Annotated in this window: 12 protein-coding genes; all 12 read left to right on the top strand. The window is 63.5% G+C overall.

The annotated features are described in order from the left end of the window. The first annotated feature begins 337 nt into the window (after nt 1–337). The 12 genes from tyrS to sigI all read left to right on the top strand — a co-directional run bounded on the left by tyrS (nt 338) and on the right by sigI (nt 10273). On the top strand, nt 338–1579 hold the full coding sequence (gene tyrS / locus J3481_RS09215) for a tyrosine--tRNA ligase (protein WP_206831745.1): 1242 nt from the start codon (nt 338–340) through the stop codon (nt 1577–1579). Nucleotides 1580–1650: 71 nt separating this feature from the next. Then, on the top strand, nt 1651–2358 hold the full coding sequence (locus tag J3481_RS09210; protein WP_328702086.1) for a sporulation protein YunB: 708 nt from the start codon (nt 1651–1653) through the stop codon (nt 2356–2358). Between the two features lie 54 nt (nt 2359–2412). Then, nucleotides 2413–3198 (top strand): LysM peptidoglycan-binding domain-containing protein, encoded by a 786-nt coding sequence (locus J3481_RS09205; protein ID WP_206831744.1) that lies wholly within the window; start codon nt 2413–2415, stop codon nt 3196–3198. Continuing rightward, nucleotides 3198–4142, top strand: coding sequence for an aminoglycoside phosphotransferase family protein (locus J3481_RS09200; protein WP_206831743.1), 945 nt, complete (start codon nt 3198–3200; stop codon nt 4140–4142). Before J3481_RS09205 ends, J3481_RS09200 begins: the two co-directional genes overlap by 1 nt. Nucleotides 4143–4231: 89 nt before the next feature. Then, on the top strand, nt 4232–5113 hold the full coding sequence (locus J3481_RS09195; protein ID WP_206831742.1) for a nitrilase-related carbon-nitrogen hydrolase: 882 nt from the start codon (nt 4232–4234) through the stop codon (nt 5111–5113). Further along, nucleotides 5097–5948: an NAD+ synthase gene (locus tag J3481_RS09190; RefSeq protein ID WP_206831741.1), complete on the top strand. Its 852-nt coding sequence runs from the start codon at nt 5097–5099 to the stop codon at nt 5946–5948. Before J3481_RS09195 ends, J3481_RS09190 begins: the two co-directional genes overlap by 17 nt. Before the next feature lie 18 nt (nt 5949–5966). Next, nucleotides 5967–6710: a YebC/PmpR family DNA-binding transcriptional regulator gene (locus J3481_RS09185; protein ID WP_206831740.1), complete on the top strand. Its 744-nt coding sequence runs from the start codon at nt 5967–5969 to the stop codon at nt 6708–6710. A 71-nt stretch (nt 6711–6781) separates the two neighbouring features. Then, nucleotides 6782–7126 carry a hypothetical protein gene (locus J3481_RS09180; protein WP_206831739.1) on the top strand — a complete coding sequence of 115 codons (345 nt, stop codon included), beginning with the start codon at nt 6782–6784 and terminating at the stop codon, nt 7124–7126. Between the two features lie 109 nt (nt 7127–7235). After that, a complete protein-coding gene (ruvC, locus tag J3481_RS09175; RefSeq protein ID WP_407929328.1) occupies nt 7236–7790 on the top strand; it encodes a crossover junction endodeoxyribonuclease RuvC in 555 nt (184 codons plus the stop codon). Continuing rightward, nucleotides 7787–8413, top strand: coding sequence for a Holliday junction branch migration protein RuvA (gene ruvA / locus J3481_RS09170; RefSeq protein ID WP_206831738.1), 627 nt, complete (start codon nt 7787–7789; stop codon nt 8411–8413). The genes ruvC and ruvA overlap by 4 nt, the downstream gene beginning before the upstream one ends. A gap of 23 nt (nt 8414–8436) precedes the next feature. After that, a complete protein-coding gene (gene ruvB, locus J3481_RS09165) occupies nt 8437–9435 on the top strand; it encodes a Holliday junction branch migration DNA helicase RuvB (RefSeq protein ID WP_206831737.1) in 999 nt (332 codons plus the stop codon). 76 nt (nt 9436–9511) lie between these two features. Then, on the top strand, nt 9512–10273 hold the full coding sequence (gene sigI / locus J3481_RS09160; protein ID WP_206831736.1) for an RNA polymerase sigma factor SigI: 762 nt from the start codon (nt 9512–9514) through the stop codon (nt 10271–10273).

Below are 10273 nucleotides of genomic sequence, written 5' to 3'. Positions count from 1 at the left end.
AACTTCCAATCACCCTCCTTAGGGGGGGCTTGCTTTGTCTCAAGTTGAACTTACACGAATTTCATTCGTCACCCCCTTGACATTTCACCGCAGGTCTTTGTGGCACGATTATAGCACACGACAAAAAGGGGCATCATCGTAGGTTTTTCGCCGTATTTCGCCCGATCTCGGCACCTGTGTGAAGTTAGCATGCGCGGCCTGCGGCTGTCCTACTCCTGAGTGCGGGTATGTCCGGTGCAAAATGGGCCGCGATGTGATATGGTGGGGACACTGGGTGTCGGCGCTCAATCGCTGACACAGAACACCCTAGGAACGGACGCAGGAGGAGCGAAATCAGGTGGCAGCGGAGACCGTGTTGACTGCGGACCAGGAGGCGGAAGTGGCTCGCCAACTGGCCATCATTCGGCGCGGGACGGCCGAGATCGTCCCGGAAGAGGAACTGGTGCAGAAATTGAGGGAGTCCGTGCGGACGGGAACGCCGCTTCGCGTGAAGCTGGGCATTGATCCGACCTCGTCCGACATCCACCTCGGCCACACCGTGGTTTTGCACAAACTGCGCCAGTTTCAGGATCTCGGTCACCAGGTGTTTCTCGTCATCGGGAGTTTCACGGGTCAGATCGGCGATCCGACAGACAAAGCGGAAACGCGCAAGCAGCTTTCGGCGGAGGAAGTGGCCGAGAACGCGAAGACCTATGTCGCGCAGCTCTACAAGATTCTCGATCCGGAAAAGACCCAGGTGGTTTACAACGGGGATTGGCTGGCACCGCTTGACTTCGCCCAGGTCATCCGGCTCGCCTCCACCATCACCGTCGCGCGCATGTTGGAGCGGGAGGACTTCCAAAAGCGGTTTCAGGAAAATCGGCCCATTCACGTGCACGAGTTCTTCTATCCACTCATGCAGGCGTATGATTCCGTGCATCTGCGCGCGGACGTGGAACTTGGCGGAACGGATCAGAAGTTCAATCTGCTGATGGGCCGCCACCTTCAGCGGGAGTTCGGCCAGCCCATGCAGGTGGCCGTCATGCTGCCGCTGCTTGAGGGACTTGACGGCGTCAACAAGATGTCGAAGAGCCTCGGCAACTACATCGGCGTCGATGAGGAGCCGAACAACATGTTCGGCAAACTGATGTCGGTGCCGGACAGCCTGCTCTTCAAGTACTATGAACTGCTGTCGCTCAGGCCCGAGCAGGAGATCGAGGCCATGCGGCGAGACGTCGAGGCGGGCCGCATGAACCCGCGAGACGCCAAAATGCAGCTGGCGGAAGAACTCGTCGAGCGGTTTCTCGGGCCAGAGGCTCGCCGGGAGGCCGTGGAGCACTGGCGCACCGTCTTTCAAAAGGGCGGCCTGCCGGATGATATCCCCGAGCGGCGCGTCGACCATGAGGCCCGGTGGATTGTGAAGTGGCTGGTCGATCTCGGCCTCGCGCAGTCCAACAGCGACGCGCGCCGCGCGATCCAGGAGGGCGCGGTTCGGGTGAACGGGGACAAGGTGACCGACACGGACCTGCAGTACCAGCCGCAGGATGGCGACGTCATTCAGCGGGGCAAGCGGCAGTTCGTTCGGCTGCGCGTGCAGTGACGAACCGGCCATCGTCGGCGAGGTATGTTGGGCTTCTCGTCCACGTAGGTATGGACGAGGGGGTGAGGGACGTGCCGAGATCGTTCGTGCCTCGCCGGGGGCGAGTCACCCGGCCGAGAGAGATGCGCGCAGCGGGGTGGCACGCATCTTCTCGGCGATGGTTCGCTTTCGCCTTGTTGTGCCTCGCCGCCCTCGCCTTCGGCGCCTTTTGGGTGGAGTGGCGGCTCGCACCCATCGTGCGCACGTCATCCGCGTCGCTCGCCGCTCGGGTGGCCACCGAAGCGTTGAACGAAGCGATGGGAGAGGTCCTCGCGGCCTATCCGAACGGCGAGGAGTTGGTGCGGGTTCGGATGGAGCGAGGCCCGAGCGGCCAAGCGTTTTCCATTGTCACATTGGACATGGCGAAGCTCGCCAAGCTCCAGAGCGAAGCCATTCACGCGAGTGAAACCCGCCTCCAGACGCTTCGCAGACAGACGCTTCCCCTTCCTCTGCTCCAGGCCCTCTCGGGTTCCATCCTCGCGGGGTACACGGTCACGGTCCCCGTATCCTTTTCCCTTGTCGGAGCGGTTCACGCGCGGCTCGACGCGGACGTGGAATCCAAAGGCGTGAATCAGGTGGTGCACATCGTCTATCTCGAGTTGACCGCCGACGTCATGACGATGGCCCCGCTGGTGCGCGCCCCGGTGCACGTGACGGCGAGATCGCCCGTGGTGTATGTCATCATGAGCGGCCCTGTGCCGAATGTCGTCTTTCCCGGGGGATCCGGTGCCACCTCGTAGGCTTGCGCATATACTGCTCTAGCTTCCGCAGAAGCCTAGGAGGTTGGAGCCAGGATGAAGAAGTACGTGGTAAAGCCCGGGGAGTCGCTGTATCAGATCAGCCGTAAGACCGGCGTGCGTCTGCCCCTCATTCTCGCTGCGAACCCACAGATCCAGAACGCCAACGACATCGCTCCAGGCATGACCATCGTCATCCCAGAACTCGGCAAGGGCACCTCCGCGAAGCCCAAGGCGAAAAAGTCGCAGCCGAAGGCCAAAAAGGAGGTGGCCAAACCGTACTTCGGGTATGTCTGGCCGCATGCCGTGCAGCCCGGTGAGACCTGGACATCCATCGCAGATCGGTACAACGTCACGGTGGAGGATTTGGAACACTTGAATCCCGCGCTGGCCGCGCGCGAACTGACACCGGGGCTTGTGGTGTATGTGCCTCTCGGCGCACAGCCGGAAGTGCCACCTGCCCCGGCCGCGCCCGAGTCCGTCCCCGGCGCCTGGACCGCGCCGCCAGTCGCCCATGTGCCAGAGGCTCACGCGTATGAAATGAGCGGTGCGCCGGATGTGTTTCTCGGAGGCCAAGGGCACCAAGGGTATCTGCAACAGCCCCCCAACGTGATGCCCGATGAGGGCGTCGAACCGTGGCACGGCGCGGGGACAGAAGCGCCGCAGGACGAAGCTGGGGAAGCGCTGGACGAAGGCGTTCAGGGCGAGATGGTGCAAAGTCCCGAATTCGATGGCGGGCCGCACACGCACAAGCCTTTTCGGGAGGCGGCGCCGTTCATGCCCGAGACGGACGAAGATGGCTGGTCCAGGCCGTTTGTCATCCACGTGGGGAACGACGGCTGATGGACGCATCCGACATTGCCCATCTCGTCCGCGTGGGGTACGGGCTTGACGTCGACGCCGTGGTCCAGAAGCGGACAGTCTGGGGCATTGTCGCCGGGACGACGCGGTATATCCTGAAGCGCGCGCGTCCCCAGGACAGCGAGGAGCGCCTGCGGGCCCTCGCCGACATCCTCAAACGGTACCCATGCGTCGGCGTGGAGGCCGCTTTTCCTCTCGAGACGGTGCGCGGCACGATGCGCGTCTCCGGGGCAGATGGCGCGTGGTATTATCTTCAGCCGTGGCTCGAAGGTCGGCATGTCGACGTCAGCGACGAAGCCGAGCGGCTTGCCGTGACCCGGGCGCTGGCGCGTGCTCAGCGCGCTGCCCAGCCAGGGGTTGCGGTGGACGTCCTTAAGTACGGGGCGCTCCGGGACAAATGGCGCGCCAAGTTGCAGCTTCTCGAGCGGCTGCAGGCCGTCCCGGCGGATCGCGACCTTGCCGGATCGCTCCGGCGCATTCATGCGCGCGCCCGCTCCGTGTACGCGCAGTACGAGGAGGAGCCTGTTCGCCCGGCCGCCTTTTGCCATCGCGATCTCGCCCCGCACAACGTGCTGACGGCCCCAGGCGGTCGGGTCATGTTCATCGACTTCGATCACGCCGGTTTCGACGATCCGTTTTCCGATCCGGTTCAGTGGGTGAGCCACGTGGCCTACCTCGTCCCTCTGTGCGCCGACGCGTATCGAAGACTTTGGATGGCGTACGCACAGGCGGCCGGGCTCGACGAAGCGGGACTCGTGTCCCTTCTGAAGCTCGGCGCCTGGCCGGACATCGCGCTGCGCGCGCTGGCGGAGGTGTTCCGCGCGGGTCAACCGGAGGCCCGGATGTGGCGGCTGCGCTACGCTCTACGGTGCGAAGAGGATCGGGCCCGGATGCACGACGCCTGGCTGCGCGAGCTGGATGCATGATCTACCCGCCTGCTCGCGCCAGGCGCTTTCTTTCGTTTGCCCCATGCAGCATGTATACTGTTTGGGTACGAAGTCGACGGGGTGGGGGAATGGACGTGGCTTGGTCGGCGTTCCGCGTCGCCATCGCGCAGTTTGCGCCGAAGCTCGGCGACGTGTCCGCAAATTTGACCCGGCATCTGGAGTACGTGAACGAGGCCCAACGGGCGAATGCGCAAGTCGTTGTGTTTCCTGAACTCGCGCTCACCGGCTATCAGACGCAGGATCTGACGCTCGAGGTGGCGCGCCATGTGAGCCATCCCGACATTCGGCGGCTCATCGAGGCAAGCCGCCATGTGGACGTGCTGTTTTCGTTCGTCGAGGAGACGGATGACTGCCGTTTCTTCGTCACGGCGGCTTACGCGTCGGGCGGACGCCTCGTCCATCGCCACCGGAAGCTCTATCTGCCTACATATGGGATGTTTGACGAGCGCCGCTACTTTGCGCCGGGCGATCACGTCCGCACCTTCTTCGCACAGGGGGGACAAGCCGGCGTTTTGATCTGCGAGGACGCGTGGCACCTTTCGAGTCCGTATCTTCTCGCCGTCCAGGGCGCGTCCGTCATTTACGTCCCTGCCTCAAGCCCGTGGCGCAATACGATGGCCGCCTCGGATTTCGGCTCGCACGCGTTCTGGCGGCAGTTGTTGCAGGTCTACGCGCAACTGTGCGGTTGCTTTTTCGTGTTCGCGAATCGCGTCGGCTACGAAGACGGCGTTCATTTCTACGGCGGCAGCGGCGTGATGGGGCCGGACGGCGAGTGGGTGGCCGAGGGGCCGGCGTCCGAAGACGCGATGGTCGTGGCCGATCTCGACTTTCGGATGGTGCGGCGCGCGCGCTACACGACGCCGCTCATGCGCGACGAACGCGTCCGCCTCGTGCTCGCCGAGATGCAGGAGGCTTTGCGCAGGAGGGCGACCGATGAGACCGGAGATTGAGGCGAAACTGTCGTTGAATCCTTCGCTCGTCACCTCGGTTTTGACAGGGTTTCTGCGCGATGAAGTGACCAAGGTCGGCTTCCAGAAGGTCGTCTTCGGCCTTTCCGGCGGGATCGACTCGGCGCTCACGGCGTTTTTGGCGACGGAGGCGCTCGGACGGGATCGCGTGCACGCCGTCCTCATGCCGTATCGCACCAGCAGCAGGAGCAGCGTCGAGGACGCGCTGAAGGTGGTCGAGGCGCTTCAGATCCCGCATACCGTGATTGACATCACGGCCCCGGTGGACGCTTATTTCGCCCAGGTGGATCGGATTCTCGGATACGAGGCGAGCGCGCTGCGGCGAGGAAATCGCATGGCGCGGGAGCGGATGGTCACCTTGTACGACCTCTCGGCCGCCATGAACGCGCTGGTGCTCGGCACGAGCAATAAGACGGAACTTCTGCTCGGATACGGCACGCAGTTTGGCGACATGGCGAGCGCGCTCAACCCCATCGGCGATCTCTACAAGTGCCAGGTCCGACAGCTCGCCGCGCATTTGGGGGTGCCGCAAAGCGTGTTGGAAAAGGCGCCGAGCGCCGATTTGTGGGCCGATCAGACCGACGAGAAGGAACTCGGTTTCACCTACGACGAGGCGGACGAGATCCTCTACCAGTGGGTCGACCTGAGGATGTCGCCGGACGAGATCGTCAGCCGAGGTTATCCCGAGCGACTCGTGCGGGGCATTGTCGAACGCGTGCGCCGCAACCAGTACAAGCGGCGCATGCCGATCATCGCCAAGCTGTCGGGGCGCACCATCGGTCTCGACTTCCGGTATCTGCGCGATTGGGGAACCTGATGTTTGGAGTGAATGGACATGGCGGGACATTCGAAATGGCACAACATTCAGCGGCGTAAGGGCAAGCAGGACGCCATTCGCGGGCAGCTGTTCACGAAGCTGTCCAAGGACATCTACCAGGCGGCGCGCGAGGGTGGCGGCAATCCGGAGACGAACTTCCGCCTGCGCGTGGCCATCGAGCGGGCGCGGGCGAACAACCTGCCTATGGAAAACATTCAGCGGACCATCGCGAAGGCCACCGGCCAGCTCGAAGGCGCGACGTATGAAGAATTGTTGTATGAAGGGTACGGCCCGCACGGAGTGGCGCTCTTGCTCGAGATCCTCACGGATAACCGCAACCGCACGGCGGCCGAGGTGCGCCACCTGTTCCGCAAGCACGGCGGCAATCTGGCGGAGTCGGGCGCCGTGGCGTGGATGTTCAACCGATTCGGCGAGATCGTGGTGCCGAAGGACAAGGTGGATGCGGATGAACTGATGATGATCGCGCTCGAGGCGGGGGCCGAGGACGTGATCGAGCGAGCGCGGACGTACGTGGTGAAGACGACGCCGGACAACTTCCGCGCGGTTCGCCTGAGCCTCGAGGAAAAGGGCATTCCGTACGAGGAAGCTTCGCTCACGTACGAGGCGTCGACGAAGATGGACCTGCCCGAGGAGGCGCTTGAACAGGTGTACGATCTCGTCGAGGCGCTGGAATCGCTCGACGACGTGCAGACGGTCTATACGAATCTCGATACGGGCGACGACGAGGAAGATGACGAGTGACGCGCATATTTGCCTCGCAGGTGCGCAGGTTAACATCTGAACCTGGTTGGTGAGATGGGAGGCAGGTTCAGATGCCAATGCGTATGGGCAGGATTCAAGCGGCCTTCGCCTTGCTGTCCGCCTGCGCGGGGTTGATCTGCGGCGCGCCGGTTCACGCCCGCGAGGTGTCGCCGGCGGGCACGGATTTCGGGCGTCACCACCGCATGCATCCACCGGCGCATCGCGTGATCCTGGTCAAGGAAACGCACACAGGCGCCTGGTCGCTTGAGAACCGGCAGGTCGATGACGACGCCGTGGTGGCGTTCGCTGGGCCAAGGCCCGCATGGCGGATGGACATTCCCCTCAGTTGCTACTTCCTGACGCCCGTTTACATGCGCGATCCGGGCGGGCAGATTCCGGGCGATCGCTCGGTGTGAAGGAGCGATCGCCCGTTCCCATCGCATTTCTTCTATTTTCCATATCTGTATGGGTAGGAGTTTCGGTGGTCCGTGGCGAATGAGAATAGCGTGCAAAGGAGGAGCGAACGTGGAGGTCTTGCGCATTCTTGGCGTGGACCCGGGTCTTGCCCGGCTGGGATATGGCATCGTCGAACGTGGGCCGGGCGATTCGCTCCGCCACGTGGTGCACGGTTGCATTGAGACTTGCGCGGACACGCCGCTGCCCGCCAGGCTCAAGCATATCTTTCAGAAGTTGACCGAGATCTGCCAGACGCATCGGCCAGACGTGATGGTGGTGGAGGAACTGTTCTTCAGCCGCAACGCGACGACGGCGTTCACGGTGGGGCAGGCCAGAGGCGTCGCCCTGTTGGCGGGGGCCGAGGCGGGGCTTGCGGTGATGGAATATACGCCCATGCAGGTCAAGCAAGCCGTGACGGGATACGGCCGCGCGGAGAAGCGGCAAGTCCAGGAGATGGTTCGGCTGTTATTGAGGCTGCCGCATCTGCCGCGGCCCGACGATGCGGCCGACGCGCTCGCCGTCGCCATCGCGCACGCGCATGCGGGGCGCATCGGCGAGCTGGAGGCGATGCTGAGCGATGCAAAGCGGACCGGTTGGGTGTGGGAACGGAGGCGTTATCGGTGATCGCGTTTTTGCGGGGGCGCGTGGCGTTTCTCGGCCCGGGTTACGTCGATCTCGACGTGCGCGACGTCGGCTACCGGGTCTACGTGTGCGAACGCACGCTTGCGGCGCTCGGCCTCGGCGACACCGCATTCTTGTATACACACCATCACGTGCGCGAGGACGGCTGGGCGCTCTATGGGTTTGAAACGAGCGAGGAGCGCTCGCTGTTTGAGCGACTTGTGGCCGTGTCTGGCATCGGCCCGAAGCTCGCGCTTCAGATCCTCGGGTCTGCAGGCGTGGGCGAGATCGTCGCGGCCATCGTGTCCGAAGACGTGGATGGCCTGAGCCGCCTGCCCGGGATCGGCCGCAAACTCGCGAGCCGGCTGGTGGTGGAATTGCGCGAGAAACTCGATGATCTCGCCTCTTCCGCCCTGATGAGCCTGCCTCGCCCGCGTTCGCCGGAGAACCCCGCCGCGGAGGACGCCGTGTCGGCGCTCGTCGCGCTCGGTTACCGCCCGCGGGAGGCGGAGGAGGCGGTGTCGGCGGTCGGAAAGGGACATCAGTCCGTCGAGGAGACCCTCAAGGCCGCACTGACGTATCTGTACGCGCGCGATGCCCGAACCGAACCGCTGTCCCAGAGCTAGCCGGGGCATGAGGAGGTGGACCGATGGACGATCGGTTGATTTCTGCGGAATGGATGCGCGAGGACGCGCAACTCGACACCATACGCCCCCGTTTTCTCGACGATTACGTCGGCCAGCGCGACGTCGTCGCGAACCTGCGGATTTTCATTCAGGCCGCCAAGGAGCGCAATGAACCGCTCGATCACGTCCTGCTGTACGGTCCGCCCGGCCTCGGCAAGACCTCGCTCGCGATGATCATCGCGAACGAGCTCGGCGTTCAGATCCGGGTCACCTCGGGTCCGGCCATCGAGCGAGCGGGCGATCTCGCCGCGATTCTGACCAACCTCCAGCCGGGCGACGTGCTGTTCATCGACGAGATTCACCGGCTTTCCCCGAGCGTGGAAGAGGTCCTCTATCCGGCGATGGAGGACTTTGCGATTGACATCGTCATCGGCAAAGGCCCGAGCGCCCGCTCGGTGCGATTGGATCTGCCTCCGTTCACGCTGATCGGCGCCACCACGCGCGCCGGCCTTTTGTCTCACCCGTTGCGCGATCGGTTCGGCGTCATGTTGCACCTCGACTATTATCCCGTTCGCGATCTCGCCGAGATCGTCAAGCGCAACGCGCGGATTCTGCAGATGGCCGTCACGGAGGACGGGTGTGTGGAGATCGCGCGCAGGGCTCGGGGAACGCCCCGCATTGCCAATCGCTTGCTCAAAAGGGTGCGCGACATCGCGCAGGTATCGGGTTGGGCCGAGGTGGACGCGGCCAAGGCCGCGGAGGCGCTGGCTCAACTCCACGTGGATCCCCTTGGGCTGGACGCCACCGACAAGCGCATTCTCGAGGCGGCCATGGACAAGTTCGGCGGCGGCCCTGTCGGGCTCGACACACTCGCTGCGGCCGTCGGAGAAGAGCCCTCGACTTTGGAAGACGTGTACGAGCCGTACCTGCTTCAGATCGGCTTCTTGAAGCGGACGCCGCGCGGCCGCGTCGTCATGCCGTCCGCTTACCGCCATCTGGGGCGCGCCGTGCCTTCCGGGTGAAGGAAATGGCGCTGGCGCCAAGCCGGACCCCCGTAAATGCAGGGCTGGGAACGAATTCATGAGGTGAGGTGGGAGCGTGGGCGTTCTCCCGTTTCGCGGAAGGTCGTTAGAGGAACGAAACGATTTGGCCCGCTTGCTCCAAAGTGCAAAAGACGGAAACCCGCATGCGCGGAACGAACTTATCGCTCGGTACATACCGTTCATCCTCCGCATCGCGTCTCAGACCGCCAAGCGATATATCGATCCGCGCGCGGATGATGAGTACAGCGTCTCGCTCGCGGCGTTCAACGAAGCCATTGACCGTTACCAAGATGAGCGCGCGGCATCGTTCCTGACCTTTGCGGAAACTGTGATCCGGCGGCGCCTCGTCGATTTCTTTCGCGCTCAGCGGCAGCACCGCGCCCACCTTCGGCTGTGGAGCGAATTCGACCAACTGGACGAAGAGGATCACGTGTCGAATTGGGTCGAGGTCGCATCTTCCCTTTCGGAACATCAGCGCCAGGAAGAGGCTGAGATGCGGGCGTATGAAATCGAGGAATATGCGCGTCGTCTGGCGGAGTATGGGCTGTCGTTCAGCGAATTGGTCGAGCTTTCGCCCAAGCACGAGGATGCGCGCAGAAACGCCCTGATGTGTGCACGCGCGATCGCGTTTGATCCGGAGCTTTTGGCTTACGTGCATCGGCGGAAGGCTCTGCCGCTTCGCCAGGTGGAGGAGCGGGTCCGCGTCTCGCGCAAGACGCTGGAACGCCAGCGCAAGTACATCCTGGCCATGGTGCTCCTCTTATCGGGGGACTTTCCGATTCTGAAGTCGTTTCTTGTCAGGGCGGAAGGGGATTGA

Origin of the sequence: Alicyclobacillus fructus, from assembly GCF_017329605.1 — a bacterium.
Taxonomy (GTDB): Bacteria; Bacillota; Bacilli; order Alicyclobacillales; family Alicyclobacillaceae; genus Alicyclobacillus; species Alicyclobacillus fructus.
Note: the sequence above shows the minus strand (reverse complement) of the source record. Positions and strands in the feature narration are given on the sequence as shown.

What these genes read in the sequence shown, in the direction of transcription:
- J3481_RS09205 (WP_206831744.1), top strand. Translation starts at nt 2,413, where the DNA reads ATGAAGAAGTACGTGGTAAAGCCCGGGGAGTCGCTGTATCAGATCAGC.
- J3481_RS09200 (WP_206831743.1), top strand. Translation starts at nt 3,198, where the DNA reads ATGGACGCATCCGACATTGCCCATCTCGTCCGCGTGGGGTACGGGCTT.
- J3481_RS09195 (WP_206831742.1), top strand. Translation starts at nt 4,232, where the DNA reads ATGGACGTGGCTTGGTCGGCGTTCCGCGTCGCCATCGCGCAGTTTGCG.
- J3481_RS09190 (WP_206831741.1), top strand. Translation starts at nt 5,097, where the DNA reads ATGAGACCGGAGATTGAGGCGAAACTGTCGTTGAATCCTTCGCTCGTC.
- J3481_RS09185 (WP_206831740.1), top strand. Translation starts at nt 5,967, where the DNA reads ATGGCGGGACATTCGAAATGGCACAACATTCAGCGGCGTAAGGGCAAG.
- J3481_RS09180 (WP_206831739.1), top strand. Translation starts at nt 6,782, where the DNA reads ATGCCAATGCGTATGGGCAGGATTCAAGCGGCCTTCGCCTTGCTGTCC.
- ruvB (WP_206831737.1), top strand. Translation starts at nt 8,437, where the DNA reads ATGGACGATCGGTTGATTTCTGCGGAATGGATGCGCGAGGACGCGCAA.